20 protein-coding genes and 3 tRNA genes are annotated in these 20,300 nt (G+C 66.1%); 4 read left to right on the top strand and 19 right to left on the bottom strand.

Going from position 1 to position 20,300, the window contains the following annotated elements:
* The 4 genes from sdhA to VNJ47_01990 all read right to left on the bottom strand — a co-directional run.
* The coding region (gene sdhA, locus VNJ47_02005; GenBank protein ID HXG27607.1) for a succinate dehydrogenase flavoprotein subunit at positions 1–1,254 on the bottom strand (1,254 nt) is incomplete at its 3' end.
* Positions 1,251–1,637 carry a succinate dehydrogenase, hydrophobic membrane anchor protein gene (sdhD, locus tag VNJ47_02000; protein ID HXG27606.1) on the bottom strand — a complete coding sequence of 129 codons (387 nt, stop codon included), beginning with the start codon at positions 1,635–1,637 and terminating at the stop codon, positions 1,251–1,253. The genes sdhA and sdhD, both read right to left, overlap by 4 nt.
* 28 nt (positions 1,638–1,665) lie before the next feature.
* Complete coding sequence (gene sdhC / locus VNJ47_01995; GenBank protein HXG27605.1) at positions 1,666–2,082, bottom strand: succinate dehydrogenase, cytochrome b556 subunit; 417 nt, start codon at positions 2,080–2,082, stop codon at positions 1,666–1,668.
* A 43-nt stretch (positions 2,083–2,125) separates the two neighbouring features.
* Entirely contained in the window at positions 2,126–2,302 is a 177-nt protein-coding gene (locus VNJ47_01990; GenBank protein HXG27604.1) for a DUF1674 domain-containing protein, read from the bottom strand.
* A gap of 124 nt (positions 2,303–2,426) precedes the next feature.
* On the opposite strand from VNJ47_01990, the gene VNJ47_01985 reads away from it, so the two are divergent.
* The gene (locus VNJ47_01985) at positions 2,427–3,143 is read left to right on the top strand and encodes a hypothetical protein (protein HXG27603.1); all 717 of its coding nucleotides are present in this window, start codon (positions 2,427–2,429) and stop codon (positions 3,141–3,143) included.
* On the opposite strand, the gene lysS is transcribed toward VNJ47_01985, so the two are convergent.
* Together lysS and prfB are read right to left on the bottom strand one after the other, a co-directional pair.
* Positions 3,140–4,654 carry a lysine--tRNA ligase gene (lysS, locus tag VNJ47_01980; protein ID HXG27602.1) on the bottom strand — a complete coding sequence of 505 codons (1,515 nt, stop codon included), beginning with the start codon at positions 4,652–4,654 and terminating at the stop codon, positions 3,140–3,142. The genes VNJ47_01985 and lysS overlap by 4 nt on opposite strands.
* Before the next feature lie 23 nt (positions 4,655–4,677).
* A protein-coding gene (prfB, locus tag VNJ47_01975) for a peptide chain release factor 2 (protein ID HXG27601.1) occupies positions 4,678–5,779 on the bottom strand; the annotation gives its coding sequence in 2 pieces (ribosomal slippage) (positions 4,678–5,703 and positions 5,705–5,779; 1,101 coding nt in all).
* Positions 5,780–5,944: 165 nt separating this feature from the next.
* On the opposite strand from prfB, the gene VNJ47_01970 reads away from it, so the two are divergent.
* Positions 5,945–7,003: an OmpA family protein gene (locus VNJ47_01970; protein HXG27600.1), complete on the top strand. Its 1,059-nt coding sequence runs from the start codon at positions 5,945–5,947 to the stop codon at positions 7,001–7,003.
* A 76-nt stretch (positions 7,004–7,079) separates the two neighbouring features.
* Here VNJ47_01970 and VNJ47_01965 read toward each other — a convergent pair.
* The 11 genes from VNJ47_01965 to uvrB all read right to left on the bottom strand — a co-directional run bounded on the left by VNJ47_01965 (position 7,080) and on the right by uvrB (position 16,971).
* Positions 7,080–7,156 (bottom strand) — tRNA-Pro (locus VNJ47_01965).
* 58 nt (positions 7,157–7,214) lie between these two features.
* Positions 7,215–7,568: a MerR family transcriptional regulator gene (locus VNJ47_01960; GenBank protein ID HXG27599.1), complete on the bottom strand. Its 354-nt coding sequence runs from the start codon at positions 7,566–7,568 to the stop codon at positions 7,215–7,217.
* A complete protein-coding gene (locus VNJ47_01955) occupies positions 7,549–7,848 on the bottom strand; it encodes an integration host factor subunit alpha (protein HXG27598.1) in 300 nt (99 codons plus the stop codon). The genes VNJ47_01960 and VNJ47_01955 overlap by 20 nt, the downstream gene beginning before the upstream one ends.
* 3 nt (positions 7,849–7,851) lie before the next feature.
* Positions 7,852–10,266 (bottom strand): phenylalanine--tRNA ligase subunit beta, encoded by a 2,415-nt coding sequence (gene pheT, locus VNJ47_01950; protein HXG27597.1) that lies wholly within the window; start codon positions 10,264–10,266, stop codon positions 7,852–7,854.
* A gap of 9 nt (positions 10,267–10,275) precedes the next feature.
* Complete coding sequence (pheS, locus tag VNJ47_01945) at positions 10,276–11,262, bottom strand: phenylalanine--tRNA ligase subunit alpha (protein HXG27596.1); 987 nt, start codon at positions 11,260–11,262, stop codon at positions 10,276–10,278.
* A gap of 93 nt (positions 11,263–11,355) precedes the next feature.
* On the bottom strand, positions 11,356–11,715 hold the full coding sequence (rplT, locus tag VNJ47_01940; GenBank protein ID HXG27595.1) for a 50S ribosomal protein L20: 360 nt from the start codon (positions 11,713–11,715) through the stop codon (positions 11,356–11,358).
* Between the two features lie 89 nt (positions 11,716–11,804).
* A complete protein-coding gene (gene rpmI / locus VNJ47_01935) occupies positions 11,805–12,002 on the bottom strand; it encodes a 50S ribosomal protein L35 (GenBank protein HXG27594.1) in 198 nt (65 codons plus the stop codon).
* Positions 12,003–12,104: 102 nt separating this feature from the next.
* A complete protein-coding gene (infC, locus tag VNJ47_01930) occupies positions 12,105–12,632 on the bottom strand; it encodes a translation initiation factor IF-3 (GenBank protein HXG27593.1) in 528 nt (175 codons plus the stop codon).
* A gap of 38 nt (positions 12,633–12,670) precedes the next feature.
* On the bottom strand, positions 12,671–14,590 hold the full coding sequence (thrS, locus tag VNJ47_01925) for a threonine--tRNA ligase (GenBank protein ID HXG27592.1): 1,920 nt from the start codon (positions 14,588–14,590) through the stop codon (positions 12,671–12,673).
* Positions 14,591–14,746: 156 nt separating this feature from the next.
* Positions 14,747–14,823 (bottom strand) — tRNA-Val (locus VNJ47_01920).
* Positions 14,824–14,889: 66 nt separating this feature from the next.
* Positions 14,890–16,971 (bottom strand): excinuclease ABC subunit UvrB, encoded by a 2,082-nt coding sequence (gene uvrB / locus VNJ47_01915; GenBank protein ID HXG27591.1) that lies wholly within the window; start codon positions 16,969–16,971, stop codon positions 14,890–14,892.
* Positions 16,972–17,049: 78 nt separating this feature from the next.
* Between uvrB and VNJ47_01910 the strand changes: the two genes are divergently transcribed.
* Together VNJ47_01910 and VNJ47_01905 are read left to right on the top strand one after the other, a co-directional pair.
* A complete protein-coding gene (locus VNJ47_01910) occupies positions 17,050–18,228 on the top strand; it encodes a pyridoxal phosphate-dependent aminotransferase (GenBank protein HXG27590.1) in 1,179 nt (392 codons plus the stop codon).
* 29 nt (positions 18,229–18,257) lie between these two features.
* A tRNA-Asn gene (locus VNJ47_01905) sits at positions 18,258–18,333 on the top strand.
* A gap of 176 nt (positions 18,334–18,509) precedes the next feature.
* On the opposite strand, the gene VNJ47_01900 is transcribed toward VNJ47_01905, so the two are convergent.
* Together VNJ47_01900 and VNJ47_01895 are read right to left on the bottom strand one after the other, a co-directional pair.
* A complete protein-coding gene (locus VNJ47_01900; protein ID HXG27589.1) occupies positions 18,510–19,913 on the bottom strand; it encodes a DUF4403 family protein in 1,404 nt (467 codons plus the stop codon).
* 87 nt (positions 19,914–20,000) lie between these two features.
* The coding region (locus VNJ47_01895; protein HXG27588.1) for a class I SAM-dependent methyltransferase at positions 20,001–20,300 on the bottom strand (300 nt) is incomplete at its 5' end.

Below are 20,300 nucleotides of genomic sequence, written 5' to 3'. Positions count from 1 at the left end.
CGCCGCGGCACGGCCGAAGACGACCAGGTCCAGCAGCGAGTTCGAGCCCAGCCGGTTGGCGCCGTGCACCGACACGCAGGCCGCCTCGCCCACCGCCATGAGACCCGGCACCACGCTGTCCGGGTTGCCGTCCTTGAGCGTGACCACCTCGCCGGTATAGAGCGTCGGGATACCGCCCATGTTGTAGTGCACCGTCGGCACCACCGGGATGGGCTGCTTGGTCACGTCCACGCCGGCGAAGATCTTGGCACTCTCGGAAATACCCGGCAGGCGCTCGTGCAGCACCTCGGGACCGAGGTGCTCCAGGTGCAGGAAGATGTGGTCCTTCTCCGGCCCAACGCCGCGGCCCTCGCGGATCTCCATGCTCATGGCGCGGCTGACGACGTCGCGCGAGGCCAGATCCTTGCGGTTCGGCGCATAGCGCTCCATGAAGCGCTCGCCGTTCGAGTTGGTGAGGTAGCCGCCCTCGCCGCGCGCGCCCTCGGTAATCAGACAGCCGGAACCGTAGATGCCGGTCGGGTGGAACTGCACGAACTCCAGGTCCTGCAGTGGCAGGCCGGCGCGCAGCACCATGCCGCCGCCGTCACCGGTGCAGGTGTGCGCCGAGGTGGCGGAGAAGTAGGCACGCCCGTAACCACCGGTCGCCAGGATCACCTGGTGCGAGCGGAAGCGATGGATCTCGCCCGAGGCCATGTCCAGCGCCATGACGCCCACGCAGCCGCCTTCTTCGTCCATGAGCAGGTCGAGGGCGAAGTATTCGATGAAGAACTGCGCCTTCTGCCGCAGGGACTGCTGGTACAGCGTATGCAGGATGGCATGGCCGGTGCGGTCGGCGGCGGCGCAGGTGCGCTGCGCGGTGCCCTTCCCGAAGTGCGTGGTCATGCCGCCGAAGGGGCGCTGGTAGATCTTGCCCTCTTCCGTGCGGCTGAACGGCACCCCGTAATGCTCCAGCTCGATGATGGCCGGGATCGCCTCGCGGCACATGTACTCGATGGCGTCCTGGTCGCCCAGCCAGTCCGACCCCTTCACGGTGTCGTACATGTGCCATTCCCACTTGTCCTCGCCCATGTTGGCGAGCGCGGCGGAGATGCCGCCCTGCGCCGCCACCGTGTGCGAGCGGGTCGGGAATAGTTTCGAGATGCAGGCGGTCTTCAGGCCCGCCTCGGCCAGGCCCAGGGTGGCACGCAGGCCGGCGCCGCCGGCGCCGACCACGACGACGTCGTACTGGTGGTCGATGATCTTGTATGCCGTCATGCGGAGGGCCCCAGGGCAATCTTGAGAACGGCGAAGATGCCGGCCGCGGCCAGCAGCACGTGCGAGAACTTCACCAGGAGCAGCAGGCTGAGGTTCACCCAGCGCGTATGCACGTAATCCTCGATCACCACCTGCAGGCCGAGCTGCGAGTGGTGGAACAGGGTGGCGAGGTAGAGGGACAGGAACACCGCGACGTGCGGGGTCGCAACCCAGGCGCGAACCGCGGCATAGTCGGCGCCGGCATGGGTGGTGAGCGACACCACGAACCACAAGGTCAGCGGGATCAGGGCCACGGCGGTCAGCCGCTGCCAGATCCAGTGGTGCACACCGTCCTTCGCCGAACCCAGGCCGCGCGCGCGGCTCAGCGGGCTGCGTAAACTCATGACTCCCTCTCCCCTTCGGCGCTGCGGTCTAGGCCCAGGCCAGCGTCCAGGCGAACACCGTCAGCACGATCGAGACGACCACCATCAGATAGCCGCCCCAGTAGACGCTTTTGAGATCGAAACCGTAGCCGGCGTCCCAGACCAGGTGCCGGATGCCGTTGCACAGGTGATAGAACAAGGCGTAGCTCCAGCCGAACAGCAGCAGCTGGCCATACCAGGCGCGGATCATGCGCTGGGCGCAGTCGTAGGCTTCCGGGCCACTGGCCGCAGCCACCAGCCAGCCGACCAGCAGCACCGAGCCGAGCGACAGGAACACGCCGGTCGCGCGGTGCAGAATGGACAGCATCGAGGTGAGCTGGGGCCGGTAGTAAGGCCCGATCATGAACGGCGACAGCGGCCGCTGGGGCGCGGCGGAGGGTCCGGCAGACGGTGTGTTGGTGCTCATTCCCACTCCCTGAAGCGGCTGCGAGCCAAAGGCCTGCCGATCGTCAAAAGTCGATGCAGCGGCCTTTCTTTTCCCAGTCCCCGTAGCGTGTCGGCTCCGGCCCCTTGGGCCCGCCGATCTCGCGCGCCGGCGCAGGACTAGCCGTCGAAGCCTGCGGCTCGACGGCACTGTCCGGGGCCGCGGGCACGGGCGTGTCTGCGGAGCGTTCGGGCGCGGTCATGGGGTTATCCGGGATTTCAAGCGCTGTAAGCTTACTCGCAGCGCCTGTTGCAGCGCAATAGAAACGACGCTACGGCGGGCTGTTACAATTCCGCGCCAAACGCTTGACCGTTCAGCATTTTCCAATGTCGGCCCCCGAACAGACACCGCGCTCGCCCGAAGCCTATGGCGTGATCCGCGTGCAGGGCTCGGATGCCACGGACTTCCTCAACGCCCAGCTGACGCGGCGCGTGGACGGCATCGGCGCCGGCGCATCCGCCCTCGCCGCCTGGTGCAATGCCCAGGGCCGCGTGCAGGCACTGTTCCGGGTTGCGCGCGCCGCCGATGGCGAGGGCTATGCCTTGCAACTGCCGGCCCGCCTGGTTCCGCTGGTGCTGCCGCGCCTGCGCCTGTTCGTGCTGCGCAGCCGGGTCACGCTGGAAGCGGCATCGGCAACGGCAGCGGTCGATCGGCGCACGGAGATTGCGGCCGGCATTCCCGAGATCTACCCCGAGACCCGCGAGCACTTCATCCCGCAGATGCTCAACCTCGACCGGCTGGGTGCGATCGACTTCCGGAAGGGCTGCTACCCCGGCCAGGAGATCGTGGCCCGCACCCAGTACCGCGGCCAGCTCAAGCGGCGCATGTACCGGTTTGCAGGGGAGGCATCGGAGCTGCCCCTGCCCGGCACACGGCTGCTTGCCGACGACGATGTCAGCGGCACGGTGGTGGATGCCGTACGCGACGAGCACAGTCGCGTACAGCTGCTGGCCGTAATCCCGATCGAGGCCGCGCCGCAGTCCTGGCGTCTTGAAGCCGGCGGTGTGCCGCTGGAGTTGCAGACCTTGCCGGGCGAGGCCTAAGACTCGGGCCGTAGCTGGGGGAACAGCAGCACCTCGCGGATCGAGGGGCTGTCGGTCAGCAGCATCACCAGGCGGTCGATGCCGATGCCCTCACCCGCCGTGGGCGGCAACCCGTACTCCAGCGCGCGGATGTAGGCCGTATCGAAATGCATGGCCTCTTCGTCGCCGGCGTCCTTGGCCTTGGCCTGCTCACGGAAGCGCTCGGCCTGATCCTCGGCGTCGTTCAGCTCGGAAAAACCGTTCGCCAGCTCGCGGCCGCCGATGAACAGTTCGAAACGGTCGGTGACGAAGGGATCGGCATCGTTACGCCGGGCCAGCGGCGATACCTCGGTCGGGTACTCGGTGATGAAGGTCGGGTCCATGAGGCCGTGCTCGACCGTTTTCTCGAACAGCTCGAGCTGCAGCTTGCCGACGCCCCAGTTCTGCTCGACTGCGATGCCGAGCCGATCAGCCTGGTGGCGCAGATAGTCCAGCTCGCGCATGCGCTGCGGGTCGAGGCCGGGATTTTTTTCCAGGATCGCCTCGCAGACCGTCTTGTGCGCGAAGGGTTTCCCGAAGTCGATCGCGTGACCCTGGTAGGTCAGCGTGGTACCCCCGTGCACCACCTGCACCAGATCCCGGAACAGCGTCTCGGTCAGGTCCATCAGATCGCGGTAGTCGGCGTAGGCCCAGTAGAACTCCAGCATGGTGAACTCGGGGTTGTGCCGCGGCGACAGCCCCTCGTTGCGGAAACTGCGGTTGATCTCGTACACCTTCTCGAAGCCGCCGACCACCAGGCGCTTGAGGTACAGCTCCGGCGCGATACGCAGGTAAAACTCGCGGTCGAGCGCGTTGTAGAAGGTCTTGAACGGCCTGGCCGCCGCACCGCCCGGAATCGACTGCAGCATCGGCGTTTCGACCTCCAGGAAGCCAAGCAGGTCGAAGAAGTTGCGCAGAAACTTGATCACCTTCACGCGCGTCTCGAACAGCTTGCGCGTCTCCGGATTCATGATCAGGTCGAGCTCGCGCTGGCGGAAGCGGCTTTCCTGGTCGGCCAGGCCGTGCCACTTCTCTGGCAGGGGGCGCAGCGACTTGGTAAGCAGGCGAAGCCGCGTCACCCGTACTGACAGCTCGTGGGTCTTGGTCCGGAACAGCGTGCCCTCGGCACCGATGATGTCGCCCACGTCCAGGCCCTTGAACAGCTCGTAGGCTTCCTCACCCACCGCCTCCTTCTGCACGAACAGCTGGATGCGGCCGGACATGTCCTGGATGTGCGTGAAGCTGGCCTTGCCCATGACGCGCTTGGCCATCATGCGCCCCGCCACCTTGACGCTCACGCCCTCCTTCTCCAGCGACTCGCCGCTGCGGCCGCCATACATGCCGTGCAGCTCACCGGCCAGCGCGTCGCGGCGGAAATCGTTCGGAAAGGCCACGCCGCGCGCGCGGATCCGGGCGAGCTTCTCCTTACGCACCGCGATCAGGCGGTTCTCGTCCTCGGCTGGCAGCTCGGCAGGCTTGATCGGTTCGGACATGATGGCTTCCCCGTCAGTGACGCTTATGCGACGCCCTGCTTGAGGCTCGCCTCGATGAAGCGGGTCAGGTCGCCGTCCAGCACGCGCTGGGTATCGCCCACCTCGACACCGGTGCGCAGGTCCTTGATGCGCGACTGGTCGAGCACGTAGGAACGGATCTGGTAGCCCCACTCGATGTCGGATTTGGACGCCTCCATCTTCCGCTTCTCGGCGTTGCGCTTTTCCAGTTCCAGCTCGTACAGCCTCGCCTTGAGCATTTTCATGGCGCGGTCGCGGTTTTGGTGCTGCGAACGCTCGGTCTGGCAGGCCACCACGATGCCGCTCGGCGCGTGCGTGATGCGCACGGCGGAATCGGTCTTGTTGACGTGCTGGCCGCCGGCACCGGATGAGCGGTAGGTGTCCACGCGCAGGTCGGCCGGGTTGATCGTGATCTCGATGTTGTCGTCCACCTCGGGCGAGACGAACATGGCCGCGAACGAGGTGTGGCGGCGCGCATTGGAATCGAACGGTGACTTGCGCACCAGCCGGTGCACGCCGGTCTCCGTGCGCAGCCAGCCATAGGCATACGGTCCCTGCACATAGACCGAGGCGGACTTGATGCCCGCCACCTCGCCGCCGGAGCATTCCAGCAGCTCGGTCTTGAAGCCCTTGTCGGCGCAGAACCGCAGGTACATGCGCAGCAGCATCTCGGCCCAGTCCTGCGCCTCGGTGCCACCGGTGCCGGCCTGGATGTCGAAATAGGCGTTGTTGGCATCCATCGGGCCGGAGAACATGCGCCGGAATTCGAGCTCCGCGGCCATGCCGTCCAGGCGCTCGAGTCCCTGCTCGATGTCCTTGGCCATGGCCGCGTCGGCCTCGGCCTCGGCCAGGTCGAGCAGTTCGCCGCTTTCTGCCAGCGTGCGGCTGGCGTCGTCCAGCGGCGTCAGCAGGCCTTCGAGCCGGGCCTTCTCGCGGCCCAGTTCCTGCGCGCGTGTGGGGTTGTTCCAGACCGCGGGGTTTTCCAGCTCGGCATTGATTTCGGCCAGGCGCTCCTTGCGCTGGTCGTACTCAAAGATAGCCCCGCAGCGCGGCGAAGCGCGCTGTCAGGGCGTCCAGCTTGTTCCTGATCTGCTTGATTTCCGACATATGCCGCGGCGCAGGAAAGTGGCCGCGTATGGTACTACAGCGCTTTGCGAACCGCATGGCACGACGCTGTGGCTGGCAGGTCGCGCGCATCCGGGTTATCTTTCCGGCACTGTCGGCCTCTGCGGGCCCAATAACAGCACATCAACAGGCAGGCGGGGATATCGCATGAAGATCGCCAAACGACCGATCCTGTATGGCACGGCACTGTCGCTGGTCATGGCCGCACCGGCGCCGGGCGCCGAGGAAGGACAGGACAAACGCTTCTACATCGCGCCGTCGGCCAGCTATACGATCTTCGACAGCGAATACGACCTGCAGGACGAACTGGGCTATCAGCTGCTGCTGGGCAAGCCGTTCACACCACACTGGAACATCGAGCTGTACGGCTTCAGCACGACGGCGGACACCGACAGCACGCCATCCACGGACGCCGACATCGAGGCCATCGGTCTGACCGGGTTGTATTTCTTCAACCGGGAGCAGAATCCCTTCTTCGGTATCCTGGGCGCAGCCAAGGGCCACATCGATTTCGGGACCTTCGACCCCGACGTGAATTTCTACGACCTGGGTCTGGGCTACCTGCGGCCCCTGAACGAGTATGGTCTCGCCTTCCGCGCCGAATACCGCTTCCGGCGCGCGGACGTGGACGGCGACGACAGCGCCAACGACCATCTGCTGAGCTTCGGCTTCCAGATCCCGCTGGGTGCGCCGCCGGAAAAGCCGGCGCCACCGGCACCGCCGCCGCCTCCACCCCCCCCGCCGCCTCCGCCGCCGCCCCCGCCGGCTGAAGCGGAGCCACCAGCGATCGACCTCAGCCAAAAAGAGCCTATCGTACTCAAGGGCGTGACCTTCGAGTTCAACAGCGCACGGCTGACACCGGAGGCCAAGGCCATCCTCAATGACGTCAGCACCACGCTGAAGAATGCGCCGGAGGTGAAACAGGTGCTGATCATGGGCCACACCTGCAACATCGGCTCCGACCGCTACAACCAGGACTTGTCCGAAAAGCGCGCCGCTGCGGTCAAGGATTACCTGGTCGGCACCGGCGTCGAGGCCGGGCGCCTGCGCAGCAAGGGTTATGGCGAATCGCGTCCGGCAGTGCCCAACGACTCGGAGGCCGGCCGTGAACAGAACCGCCGCGTCGAGCTCAAGGTGCTGGACAACGACCCCTGCGTGCCGCCCGCCGCCGGCGACAGCGTGAACGAATCCGGCTGCGCCAACTGACACCGACGCCCGGCCAGGGAGGGCCGGGCCGGACGTCGCACCAGGGAAGGTGATCCGGTGCTGCTCAGGGAGTGATTGGTCGGGGCGACAGGATTTGAACCTGCGACCACCTGCCCCCCAGGCAGGTGCGCTACCAGGCTGCGCTACGCCCCGAAGGCGGCCAATGATACAGAAAGGGGTGAGGCGGGAAAAGGCAAAAAACCGCGTTGCGTCAGTAACGCAGCAATTCGAGCATGGATTCCAGCTCCCGCCGCACCGCCGTCAGCGTGTCGTGACCCTCGTGCCGGGCCGCGCGCGGCTGTTCGCGCAGTCGCTGGCGTGCGCCCATGATGGTGAATCCCTGCCCGTAGAGCAGGTCGCGGATCTCGCGCACGGTCAGCACGTCCTCGCGCTGGTAGTAGCGGCGGTTGCCGCGGCGCTTGGCGGGGCGCAGTTGTGGGAATTCCTGCTCCCAGTAGCGCAGCACGTGCGGCTTGACCGCACAGAGGTGGCTGACCTCGCCGATGGTGAAGTAGCGCTTCTGCGGAATCGGCGGGAGGCTGTTCCTACTCGCCTGCGCCACCATGAGAATCGACCCTGGCGCGCAGCTTCTGCCCCGGGCGGAAGCTGACCACGCGCCGTGCGGAAATCGGAATCTCTTCGCCGGTCTTGGGATTGCGCCCGGGGCGCTGGTTCTTCTTGCGCAGCTCGAAGTTGCCGAAACCGGACAGCTTGACCTGTTCGCCGCGCTCGAGCGTGGAGCGGATCTCTTCGAAGAAGAGATCGACGAATTCGCGAGCCTCGCGCTTGTTCAGTCCGAGCTGCTCGAACAAGGCGTCGGCAATCTCTGCCTTGGTTAACGCCACTGACTACCCCCTCACCGTTGCACCCAGAACCTTGTTGAGCCGGTCTTGCAGGCGGGCGATGGACTGGTCCACCTCGGTATCGGTAAGGGTGCGCGAATAATCTTGAAAAATCAAGCCTAAAGCAACACTCTTGAAACCAGATTGGAGGCCTTGGCCGCGATACACATCAAAGATAAGGACATCCCGAAGCAAGGCTTCGCCCGCCGTCTGGATGCAATCCAGCACGGCCTGGCCTGCGAGTTCTTCTGCAATAACAATGGCCAAGTCCCTGCGAACAAAGGGGAATTCAGGAATAGGCCGTGCCAGGGGCAGGTGTGCCTCGCGCAGCGGTGCCGCCTCCAGCTCGAACACCAGTGGCAGGGCCGCGCCGATGTCCAGTCCTCGCACGGACAGCGCCAGCACCGGGCTCAGGCGACCCAGCCAGCCGATGACCCGGCCATCGCCGCGCCATACCACCTGCGCGCACTGTCCGGGGTGCAGCGCAGGATGCTGGCGGCCCGGTAACGGCGCCTGGATACGGAACTCCGCAGCACGCCCCCCTATCGCCAACACGGCTTCGACATCGGCCTTGAGGTCGTAGAAATCGACCGCACGGGCCGGCAGCGCCCATTGCTCTGGTCGCGCCGTGCCACTGACCAGCCCGGCCAGCATCGGCTCCTGACGAATGCCATGAGGTGCCGCCGGATCACGCACAAAGCGCATGCCCAGTTCGAACAGCCGCACACGTTCCTGCTGCCGCTGGACGTTGTAGAGCCAGGCCGGCAGCAGGCTGCTCCACAGGGTCGTGCGCATCTGTGCCAGCGGTGCCGCGATGGGATTGTCCAGATCAATGGCCGACGCGGACGGATCCAGCTGCGCCTGCAGCTGCGGTTCGACGAAGCTGTAGGTCACCGCCTCCTGGTAGCCGCGCTGGATCAGGCATTCGCGCAGCCGCGACTCCGGCAGGCGGCTCTCCGTTTCGCTCACCGCCGGCAGGGATACCCGCTGCGCACGCAACGGCAGCCGCCCATAGCCATGGATGCGCGCCACTTCCTCGATGAGGTCGGCTTCGAGGGTGATGTCGTAACGCCAGCTGGGTGGCGTGACGTGCCATTCCCCGGCGGCGCCCGCCTCCACCCGCATGTCGAGCGCGCGCAGGATGCGCTCGACTTCCGCGGCGTCAAGGCTGGCGCCCAGCAAGCGCGTCAGCCGCGCATGGCGCAGGCGGATGGCGCTGGCCGCTTCCGGCGGGCTGCACACATCGGTGACCGGGCCGGGCTGGCCGCCGGCGATTTCCAGCAGCAGTTGAGTGGCGCGCTCGAGGGCACGCAGTTGCAACGCCGGGTCCACGCCGCGCTCGAAACGGTGCAGCGAATCGGTGTGCAGCTTGTAGCGCCGCCCCTGCCCCGCGACCGCCTGCGGCGTGAAGCAGGCACTCTCGAAGAAAATATCGGTCGTTTCCGCGCTCACCGCGGTCGGCAGGCCGCCCATCACGCCGGCCATGGCCACCGGCCCGCCGACATCGGCGATGACCAGCGTGCTGGCGTGCAAAGCCACGGTCTGCCCGTCCAGCAGCGTCAGGCTTTCGCCCGGCTTCGCATTGCGCACCACGATCCCGCCCTGGAGCCGGGCGAGATCGAAGGCATGCATCGGCTGGCCCAGTTCCAGCAGCACGTAATTGGTGATATCCACCACCGGGTGAATGCAGCGCAGACCGGCCCGGCGCAGGCGCTCGCGCATCCACAGCGGCGTGACCGCGCGAGGATCGATTCCAGTCACCACGCGCCCCGCATAACGGGGGCAGGCTGCGGCATTGTCGATGCGCACCTGGCGGATTTCATCGCTGGTGGACGCAATCGCAGCGAGCGCAGGACCGGTCAGCGGCAGCCGGTTGAGTACCGCAACTTCGCGCGCCAGGCCCATGACGCTCAGGCAGTCGCCGCGATTCGGCGTCAGCTCCAGCGTCAACACGGCATCGTCGAGCTGCAGGTAGTCGCGCAGGGCATGACCAACCGGCGCATCCGCGGGCAGTTCGAGCAGCCCTGCCGCATCTTCGGACAGGCCCAGTTCACGGGCCGAGCACAGCATGCCGGCCGACTCGATGCCACGCACCGTCGAGCGGCTGATTTTCAGGCCACCCGGCAGCTCGGCGCCGGGCAGCGCCAGCGGCGCGCACAGCCCGGCGCGGGCGTTGGCGGCACCGCAAACGATGGTCAGCGGTGCACCCTGTCCAGCCTCCACCGTGCACACACGCAGGCGGTCGGCGTTCGGATGGCGGTCTGTCGACAGGATGCGCGCCACGACGACGTCATGGAACGCCGGCGCGGCCGGTTCCACCATGTCCACCTCGAGGCCGGCCATGGTCAGCTGTTCGGCCAGCGCAGCGGTATCGAGCTGGGGATCCACCCACTCGCGCAGCCAGGCTTCACTCAGCTTCATGGGCGCTCCTTACGCGAACTGGCGCAGGAAGCGCAGGTCGTTGTTGAAGAACTGGCGCAGGTCGTCCACGCCATAGCGCAGCATGGCCATGCGCTCCACACCCATACCGAAGGCGTAGCCGGTATAGCGCTCGGCATCGATACCGACGTTTTCCAGTACCTTCGGATGCACCATGCCGCAGCCGCCGACCTCCAACCAGCCGCCGCGGCCGTCGGAGATATCCACCTCGGCCGACGGCTCGGTGAAGGGGAAGAACGAAGGCCGGAAGCGCAGCTCCAGCTCGCGCTCGAAGAACGCGCGCAGGAAATTCTGCAAGTCGGCCTTGAGGTCGGCCAGGCTCACGTCCTCGGCGACGTAAAGGCCCTCGACCTGGTGGAACATCGGGCTGTGCGTGCGATCGTAGTCGGTGCGATACACGCGGCCCGGTGCAATGATGCGGATCGGCGGTTTCTGCTCCCGCATCACCCGGATCTGCACCGGCGATGTGTGCGTCCGCAGCAGCAGACGGCCGCCGTCCACGTAGAAGGTGTCGTGCATGGCGCGCGCCGGATGCTCGGGCGGGATGTTGAGCGCCTCGAAGTTGTGGTAGTCGTCCTCGATCTCGGGGCCTTCCTCGACCTGGAAGCCCATGGCGCGGAACAGCGATGTCATGCGCGCCAGGGTACGGGTCACCGGGTGCAGCCCGCCGGGCATCTCGCCGCGACCCGGCAGGGTCACGTCCAGCGCCTCGGCCCGCAGCTTCTGCTCGATCTCGGCGCGCAGCAGCAGGCCATGGCGGTCTTCGATGGCGGCCGCCAGCCGGTCGCGGGCGGCATTGACCTCGGCGCCGGCCGCCTTGCGCGCGTCCGGCGCGAGCACCGATAGCGCCTTGAGTCGCGCCGTGATCTCGCCCTTTTTGCCCAGCAGGCGCACGCGGATGTCGTCGAGCGTGCGCAGGTCCGGCGCCTGGGCGATGGCGGCCAGCGACTCCTCCAGCAATGCCTCCAGGGCTTCCATTTTGTTATCCGTTATCCGGTACAGACGGCTCAACAAAAAAGGGGAAAGGCCTGCGCCTTTCCCCTGCGTCCGAGGTTCCGCTTGCGGCGCGGTTCAGGCGGCCAGAGCGGCCTTGGCCTTCTCGACCAGCTTAGCGAACGCGGCCTTGTCGTGCACCGCGATGTCTGCCAGCACCTTGCGATCGAGCTGGACCATGGCCTTCTTCAGGCCGTTGATAAATCGGCTGTAGGACAGGCCAAGCTCGTTGGCGGCGGCGTTGATGCGTACCGTCCACAGATTCCGGAACTCGCGCTTCTTGACCCGGCGGTCGCGATAGGCGTACTGGCCGGACTTCATGACCTGCTGGCGTGCGGCCTTGATGGTGCGGCTGCGGGCGCCGTAATAGCCCTTGGCCTTCTTCAGGACTTTTTTGTGGCGGGCCTTGCTGGTGACGCCGCGTTTGACTCTTGGCATTGCAACTACCTCGAAGATAATGAGTACGGAGTGCTCAGTGCTGAGGACTGAGTGTTTGTTTCGTTACTCAGCACTCAGTTCCTGGCACTTCACGCGTACGGCAGCATCTGGCGCACGCGCTTGACGTCGGTCTTGTCCACTTGCATGACATTGCCCAGCTGGCGCTTACGCTTGGCGGATTTCTTGGTCAGGATATGGCGTTTGTGCGACTGTCCACGCTTGAAGCCGCCCTTGCCGGTGGCCCGAAAGCGCTTGGCGGCGCCGCGATTGGTCTTGAGTTTTGGCATGTCTGTCTCTGTTCTTGATGTCCCGTCACCTCGGCGAGGCCGGTGTCCAGTGTCTCTCAAAGTCGCTGGATTCCGGCTTTCGCCGGAATGACAGCGGCAGGTTTACTTCTTCGGCGCCAGCACCATCACCATCATCTTGCCCTCGAGCCGCGGGAACTGCTCGACCACGGTGATGGCGGCCAGCTCGTTGCGGATCCGGTCAATCAGCGCCATTCCCAGCTCGGGATGGGCCAGCTCGCGACCGCGGAAGCGCAATGTGATCTTGACTTTGTCGCCCTCTTCCAGGAATTCGTTCACCTTGCGCAGCTTGACCTTGTAATCGCCTTCGTCGGTGCCCGGACGGAACTTCACTTCCTTGACCTGGATCTGCTTCTGCTTCTTGCGCGCCAGCGCCTGCTGCTTGTCTTTCTGGTACAGGTACTTGCCGTAGTCCATGATCTTGGCCACGGGCGGATCCGCGTTCGGTGAAATCTCCACCAGATCCATCCCGGCCTCGAGCGCCTTGTCGATCGCTTCGAAGCGGGAAAGGATCCCCAGCTGGGCACCGTCTGGGCCAATGACCCTCAGCCTTGGCGCGCTGATCTCCTCATTGCGCCGATCATGTTTCTCGGAAATACCCAAGTCCTCCAGCAGGCCGCGAAATTACGGCGGTACAGAGCCCCAAACGACTAGCGGCCGCGGCTCGCAATCTCGGCGGCGAGGAGTCCGGCCAGCTCGTCCACGGTCATCGAGCCCCGGTTTTCGCCACCGCGCGTGCGCACGGCCACCGTCTGCGATTCGACTTCCTGGTCACCCACCACGACCAGGTAGGGAACCTTTTGAATCGTATGCTCGCGAATTTTAAAGCCTATTTTCTCGTTTCTCAAGTCGGTTTCGACCCTCAGACCGCGGAATCCGAGGGTTTTGGCCACTTCCCGCGCGTAATCGGCCTGGCGGTCGGTGATGTTCAGGACGACGGCCTGGACCGGCGCCAGCCACAGCGGCATGGCGCCGGCGTGGTGTTCGATCAGGATGCCGATGAAACGCTCTAGCGAGCCGAGGATAGCCCGGTGCAGCATGACCGGCACCTTGCGGCTGTTGTCCTCGGCCACGTACTCGGCACCCAGGCGCTCCGGCATGGAGAAGTCCAGCTGGATGGTGCCGCACTGCCAGACCCGGCCGAGGCAGTCCTTCAGCGAGAACTCGATCTTGGGGCCGTAGAAGGCACCCTCGCCCGGCTGCAGCTGCCAGTGCAGGCCCTTCCGGTTGAGGGCGTCCTCGAGCGCTTTCTCGGCGCGATCCCAGCTCTCGTCCGAGCCCACCCGCTGCGCCGGGCGGGTGGACAGCTTGATCTGCACGTCGTCGAAGCCGAAGTCCCGATAGACCCGGAACAGCAGATCGATGAAGGCCGACACCTCGGGCAGCACCTGTTCCTCGGTGCAGAAGATGTGCGCGTCGTCCTGGGTGAAGGCGCGCACACGCATCAGGCCGTGCAGCGCGCCGGACGGCTCATTGCGGTGGCAGGAGCCGAACTCGGCCATGCGCAGTGGCAGGTCGCGGTAGCTGCGCAGGCCGTGGTTATAGATCTGCACGTGGCAGGGGCAGTTCATCGGCTTGACCGCGAAGTCCCGCTCCTCGGAGTTCGTGGTGAACATCTCGGCGCGGAACTTGTCCCAGTGCCCTGACTTCTCCCACAAGCTGCGGCTGACGATCTCCGGCGTACGGACTTCCTGGTAACCATGTGCGCGCAGCAGCCGGCGGAGGTAGTCCTGGATTTCGGTGTAGATCAGCCAGCCCTTGTCGTGCCAGAACACCATGCCCGGGGATTCTTCCTGCAGATGGAAGAAGTCCAGCTTGCGACCCAGCTTGCGATGGTCGCGCTTCTCGGCCTCCTCCAGCGCCTTCAGGTAGTCCTTCAGCTGCTGCTCGCTGGGGAAAGCGGTACCGTAGATGCGCTGCAGCTGCGCGTTGTTGCGGTCGCCGCGCCAGTAGGCGCCGGACACCTTCATCAGCTTGAAGGCGGTGCCGAGCCGGCCGGTGGACGGCAGGTGCGGGCCGGTGCACAGGTCCAGCCACTGGTCGCCCTGGCGGTAGATGGAGATCTCCGCGTCCGGGGCGATGCCTTCCTGGATCCACTCGGCCTTGTAGCTTTCGCCGGCCTTCTTGAAATGCTCGATGGCCCGGGCGCGGTCCCAGACCTCGCGCCGGATCGGCAGGTCGCGCTTGACGATTTCCTTCATCCGCGCCTCGATCTGCGCCAGGTCGGCCTCGGTGAAGGGCTCGTCGCGCACGAAGTCGTAGTAGAAACCGGTCTCGGTGGCAGGACCGAAGGTGATCTGGGTACCGGGGAACAGCTCCTGCACCGCCTGCGCCAGCACGTGTGCGGCGTCGTGCCGGTAAACCTCCAGCGCCTCGGGACTGTCGCGGGTCACGAGCTCGACGCGGGCGTCGGCGCTGATCGGGCGGGTCAGATCCCAGAGCTCGCCGTTGACCTTGATGACCACGGATTTCTTGGCCAGCGAGGGCGAGATGCCCTGCGCGATCTCGAGGCCGGTGACCGGCGCCTCGAAGCTGCGCTGCTGGCCGTCGGGGAAGGTAATTAAAGGCATTTACGATCTCCAGTGGCGGCCGATACGAGAGGCCGCGTGGTCAAATTGGTCATTCCGGCGAAAGCCGGAATCCAGTGGCTTCTAAAGACACTGGGCCCCGGCCTTCGCCGGGCACTCGTTTTTCTAAGCTCACGACGTTCGCCAAGAAAAACCGAGTGGTAGGCGCGAGTGGACTCGAACCACCGACCCCCACCATGTCAAGGTGGTGCTCTAACCAGCTGAGCTACGCGCCTAGGGTCGCTTCAAGGGCGCAAACGATACCGGATGGGGCTATCCACGGCAAGAACAGCCTGCTGAATTCAGGCCCGTTTCACCGGCATCTCCAGCGCCGCCTCCCGAACCCGCCGCAGCTCGTCGCGCTTGGCTGCCGCCAGCTCGAATTCCAGGTCGCGGGCGTGCTGGTACATCTCCTTCTCCAGCTTCTGGATCAGCTTCGACAGCTGCTGCGGGGTCATCGCGGCGTACTTTGCCGCGGCTTCGGCCACTTTCACCCCGCGGCCGCGTCCCCTGCCCGCCTGCGCGCCGGCCTGCTGAGCGGACTGCTGACGATAATCCTCGTAGCCGCTGTGCATGACGTCGGCCACGGCCTTCTCGATGCTGCGCGGGGTGATGCCGTGAGCCTTGTTATAGGCCTGCTGTCTGGCGCGGCGGCGCTCGGTCTCGCCGATGGCGCGCTGCATCGAGTCGGTCACCGTATCCGCGTAGAGGATCGCGCGGCCGTGCAGGTTGCGGGCGCAGCGGCCGATGGTCTGGATCAGCGAGCGCTCGGAGCGCAGGAAGCCTTCCTTGTCGGCGTCCAGGACCGCCACCAGCGACACCTCCGGCAGGTCCAGGCCCTCGCGCAGCAGGTTGATGCCGACCAGCACGTCGAACTGCCCCAGGCGCAGGTCGCGCAGGATCTCCGAGCGTTCGACCGTGTCGATGTCCGAGTGCAGATAGCGCACGCGCACGCCGTTCTCGAACAGGTAGTCGGTCAGGTCCTCGGCCATCTTCTTGGTGAGAGTGGTGACCAGCACGCGCTCGTTCTTCTCCGCACGGATGCGGATCTCGGACAAGAGGTCGTCCACCTGCGTGCTCGCCGGCCGCACCTCGACCTCGGGGTCCACCAGGCCGGTCGGGCGCACCACCTGGTCGACCACCTGCCCCGACTTCTGCAGCTCGTAGGGTCCCGGCGTGGCGGAGACGAAGATCACCTGCGGCACGATGCGCTCGAACTCGTCGAAGCGCAGCGGCCGGTTGTCCAGCGCCGAGGGCAGGCGAAAACCGTACTCGACCAGCGTTTCCTTGCGCGAGCGGTCGCCCTTGTACATGGCGCCGAGCTGCGGCACGGTCACGTGGCTTTCGTCGATCACCACCAGCGCATTCTGTGGCAGATAGTCGAGCAGGCAGGGCGGCGGCTCGCCCGGCTTGCGCCCGGACAGGTAGCGCGAGTAGTTCTCGATGCCGGAGCAGTAGCCGATCTCCTGGATCATCTCGAGGTCGAAGGTCGTGCGCTGCTCCAGCCGCTGCGCCTCCAGCAGCTTGCCGGCCTGCTTCAACTGCTCCAGCCGCTCGCGCAGCTCCGCGCGGATCTGGTCGAGCGCGTCCAGCAGGCGGCTGCGCGGGGTGACGTAGTGGCTGCCGTGGAAAATGGTCAGCTGCGGCACCTTGCGCAGCAGCGCGCCGGTCAGCGGGTCGAAGTAGCTCAGCGACTCGATCTCGTCGTCGAACAGCTCGATGCGCACCGCCTCGGTATCGGACTCGGCCGGGTGCACGTCGATGGTCTCGCCGCGCACCCGGTAGGTGCCGCGCGCGAGGTCGAGGTCGTTGCGCGTGTACTGCAGCTCGGTGAGCCGGCGCAGCAGCTCGCGCTGGTTGATGCGGTCGCCCTTGACCAGGTGCAGCACCATCTGGAAATACAGCTCCGGATCGCCCAGGCCGTAGATCGCCGAAACGGTGGCGACAATGATCGCGTCCGGGCGCTCCATCAGCGCCTTGGTGGCCGACAGGCGCATCTGCTCGATCTGCTCATTGATCGAGCTGTCCTTCTCGATATAGGTGTCCGTGGAGGGGACGTAGGCCTCGGGCTGGTAGTAGTCGTAGTAGGAAACGAAGTACTCGACCGCGTTGTCCGGGAAGAACTCGCGGAACTCACCATACAGCTGCGCCGCCAGGGTCTTGTTCGGCGCCAGCACCAGCGTCGGCCGCTGGACCTGCTGGATGACATTGGCGACGGTGTAGGTCTTGCCGGAGCCGGTCACCCCCAGCAGGGTCTGGTGCGAAAGCCCATCGTGGAGCCCGCGCACCAGCGCGCGAATGGCCTCCGGCTGGTCGCCGGCGGGCTTCCAGTCGGCCTTCAGCGCAAACCCGGATTCATCGCGGTAGGAAGCGGTTCTGGGCATGGCAATCGGGGGGTCGTTCCAGTATCATTTCGCGCGTTTTGTCCGGGGCCGGCACCGCCCCTTTCTGAGGACCATCGCTTGGAAATCAAGCTGTCGCAACGGGTTCAGCGCATCAAGCCCTCGCCCACCCTCGCGGTCACCGCGCGCGCGGCCGAGCTGCAGGCCGCCGGCAAGGACATCGTCGGCCTGGGCGCCGGCGAGCCGGACTTCGACACCCCCGAGCACATCAAGGAGGCGGCGATCAAGGCGATCCGCGACGGCTTCACCAAGTATACCGCCGTCGGCGGCACGCCCGGCCTCAAGCAGGCCATCGTGCAGAAGTTCGAGCGCGACAACGGGCTCAAGTACACGCCCAAGCAGGTCCTGGTGTCCTGCGGCGGCAAGCAGAGTTTCTTCAACCTGTGCCAGGCGCTGCTGTCCGAGGGCGACGAGGTCATCATCCCGGCGCCGTTCTGGGTGTCCTACCCGGATATGGTGCTGCTGGCGGACGGCAAGCCCGTCATCGTCAGCACCACCATGGAACAGGGCTTCAAGCTCAGCCCGGCGCAGCTGGAGACCGCGATCACCCCGCGCACGCGCCTGCTGGTGATCAACAGCCCGTCCAACCCGACCGGAAAGGCCTATACCAAAGCCGAGCTGGCGGCGCTGGCCGATGTGCTGCTCAGACACCCGCAGGTGCTGGTCGCGACCGACGACATGTACGAGCCGATCAACTGGGTCGAGGGCGGCTTCAGCAACATCCTCAACGCCTGCCCTGATCTGTACGAGCGGACCATCGTGCTCAACGGCGTGTCGAAGGCCTATTCGATGACCGGCTGGCGCATCGGCTACTGCGCCGGCCCGGTCAAGCTCATCACGGCGATGACCGACATCCAGTCACAGAGCACCTCCAACCCGACCTCGATCTCGCAGAAAGCGGCCGAGGCCGCCCTGCTCGGCGACCAGGGCTGCGTGGCGCAGATGTGCGCCGCCTTCAAGCAGCGCCACGACTGGCTGGTGGACGCACTGAACCGGCTGCCGGGGGTGAAATGCATCCCCTCGGACGGCACCTTCTACGCCCTGCCCAGCTTCCACGCCGCCATGGCCAGGCTCGGCCTCAAAGACGATCTCGAGTTGGGCGAACTGCTGATCGAGAAGGCCGGCGTCGCGCTGGTCCCGGGCTCCGCCTTCGGCGCACCCGGGCACATGCGGCTGTCCTTCGCCACCAGCCAGGCCAACCTGGAGAAGGCGGTTTCGCGCATCGCGGGCGTGCTCTGATAAAATACGCGCCCTGAGTTTTCTGATATTCCCCTGTAGCTCAGTCGGTAGAGCAGCGGACTGTTAATCCGCGGGTCGTTGGTTCGAGTCCAACCGGGGGAGCCAGTTTCCAGACTTTGACGGACCTGTCCCTGATTGCTCGGCCCATGCATGGACCTCGCCCTTCGAGGTCGGCCTTGCGGCCGACCCAATTCGCTCCCGGCGAATCGGTCGAGTCCAGGTCGCCCAAATGACAAAAAGCCCGCCATTGGCGGGCTTTTTTCTCGTGCGGGCACCCAGGGTCAGGGCACGAACAGCAGTTCCAGGTCACCGCGCACCTGGGTCTGCAACAGGATCCCCTGCAACTGGGCACGGGCGCCGGTGACGGCGACGTCCGTTACCTTGCCCCACAAATCGAAACGGCGGTCCACGGTCCGGTTGAGCAGGGTATCCAGCCGCTGACGCTGTTCGCCCAGTAACGGCGCGACATCCCAACTCGTGCGGCGCTCGATCTCCGCCGCCCAGGTCGCGGCCTCTTCTACCACCCAGCGTGCATGACGCGTGAGCGGATTGAGCCGCGGCTCGGTGACGCGCAGTGCGCGCAGGCTCAAGGTCTGGCTGGCCGCGTCGTAGGCGGGCTTGCCGGTCAGATACACGCGCCCGCGTACCGGCAAGGCGCTGCCCGGCCGGCGGCCTTCGAAGCCCAGGGCCACCACCGCGTCAGGATCGGCCCCGTAAAGATCGATCTCGGTCAGCACCAGACTCGCGCCATTCGAGGCCGGCAGGGCCTTGCCCAGCAGGGCGTCGCGCAGGCTGGCCCGCATGCGTTCATAGGCCACGGTGACCGGCGCCGACAGCGTGATCCCCTTCGATGGCGGCGCGCCGCGACGCAGCGATGGCAGCGGTAACGCCTCGCCCGGGGCCGGTTCTGCGCCCTGCGAGAGCCCGAGTTCTCCGCCCATCCAGACGTTCAGCCGCACCTCCTGGCCATCGCTGGTAATCGGCTCCAGATAAAGCTCGCGCGGCTGGATGTTGAGCCAGGTCTGCGACGCGGCGTCCAGCAAGTGTGCGCCGTGCAGACGCTGCCAGCCGGCGTCGGCGATCGAGCGCAGGTTGTAAAGCCCGGCCGCCTGCGCGCTGAAATCGTCGGCGCCCTTGTCAAGCGCAGCCTGGATGTGCGGCGCCAGCAGGCTACCGATGCGGAAGCGGAACGGCCACACCCCGACGCGCGGCTGCCAGTCCCAGCGGAAGGTCGAACGGGCATCCACCTGCGGCTGCCATTCCGGGCTGACGTCGAAGCTGGCGCGGGTGAAGATGGTCAGCTCACCCTTGGCGTCGAGGTCGCCGCGGGTGCGGAACCGGATCGGCAGCACCATGTGCAGCTCGGCGTCGCGCACCCACAGCGCCAGCGTGCCGTTGCGCTCGATCGATACCTGCAGCTGGCGGCCGGGAACCTTGAGGTTGCTGGTCAGCAGCTTGCCCGAGAGCCGCTCGCGGACCAGCCGCTTGATGTTGTCCACCGACAGCGCCAGCGGGATGAACACGTAGGAAGTGACGGGCGCGGTCGTCGCCACCGGCTCGGCCTGCCCGGCCGGTCTGCGGCTGATGTCCATCGGCGGCAGCACATAGGCCGGCAGCAGCCAATAGGCCGCTGCGGCCAGCACCAGCAGCAACACACCCAGCCCTGCTAGCCGACGGATCGACACGGATTCGCTCCCTGAATTGAACGCGCATGACTATAGCGCAGTCGCAAGGCCAGGGGCAGCGCGACCGGCGGGGAATGCAGAGCTGCTCTAGCCCGACTGCCTGCGCGACAGCGGCCGCTGCGCCATAGCTTCCGGCTCCGGCCGGTACAGGTAGTCGCGCGTCATCGGCACGCTGCTGTTGTCGTGCGCGAGTTGCAGCTGAAACACGACCAGATCGCCCCAGCGGAACATCGCCTCGCAGATCTGCAGATAGAATTCCCACATGCGGCAGAAGCGCTCGCCAAGCCGTGCCGCGAACTCCGGCCGCGCCGCCTGGAAGCGCTGGTTCCAGTGGCGCAGGGTCTCGGCATAGTGCAGGCGCAGCACCTCCAGGTCGGACAGTACCAG

The sequence above is a fragment of the Nevskiales bacterium genome (assembly GCA_035574475.1).
In the GTDB taxonomy this organism is placed as follows: domain Bacteria; phylum Pseudomonadota; class Gammaproteobacteria; order Nevskiales; family DATLYR01; genus DATLYR01.
The sequence above is the reverse complement of the archived record's forward strand: the minus strand, read 5'-3'. Positions and strand labels throughout refer to the sequence as shown.

Excerpts from the sequence above, each read along its gene's own strand:
- sdhD (HXG27606.1), bottom strand. The coding sequence starts at position 1,637 with ATGAGTTTACGCAGCCCGCTGAGCCGCGCGCGCGGCCTGGGTTCGGCG.
- sdhC (HXG27605.1), bottom strand. The coding sequence starts at position 2,082 with ATGAGCACCAACACACCGTCTGCCGGACCCTCCGCCGCGCCCCAGCGG.
- VNJ47_01990 (HXG27604.1), bottom strand. The coding sequence starts at position 2,302 with ATGACCGCGCCCGAACGCTCCGCAGACACGCCCGTGCCCGCGGCCCCG.
- VNJ47_01985 (HXG27603.1), top strand. The coding sequence starts at position 2,427 with ATGTCGGCCCCCGAACAGACACCGCGCTCGCCCGAAGCCTATGGCGTG.
- lysS (HXG27602.1), bottom strand. The coding sequence starts at position 4,654 with ATGTCCGAACCGATCAAGCCTGCCGAGCTGCCAGCCGAGGACGAGAAC.
- VNJ47_01970 (HXG27600.1), top strand. The coding sequence starts at position 5,945 with ATGAAGATCGCCAAACGACCGATCCTGTATGGCACGGCACTGTCGCTG.
- VNJ47_01960 (HXG27599.1), bottom strand. The coding sequence starts at position 7,568 with ATGGTGGCGCAGGCGAGTAGGAACAGCCTCCCGCCGATTCCGCAGAAG.
- pheT (HXG27597.1), bottom strand. The coding sequence starts at position 10,266 with ATGAAGCTGAGTGAAGCCTGGCTGCGCGAGTGGGTGGATCCCCAGCTC.
- pheS (HXG27596.1), bottom strand. The coding sequence starts at position 11,262 with ATGGAAGCCCTGGAGGCATTGCTGGAGGAGTCGCTGGCCGCCATCGCC.
- rplT (HXG27595.1), bottom strand. The coding sequence starts at position 11,715 with ATGCCAAGAGTCAAACGCGGCGTCACCAGCAAGGCCCGCCACAAAAAA.
- rpmI (HXG27594.1), bottom strand. The coding sequence starts at position 12,002 with ATGCCAAAACTCAAGACCAATCGCGGCGCCGCCAAGCGCTTTCGGGCC.
- thrS (HXG27592.1), bottom strand. The coding sequence starts at position 14,590 with ATGCCTTTAATTACCTTCCCCGACGGCCAGCAGCGCAGCTTCGAGGCG.
- uvrB (HXG27591.1), bottom strand. The coding sequence starts at position 16,971 with ATGCCCAGAACCGCTTCCTACCGCGATGAATCCGGGTTTGCGCTGAAG.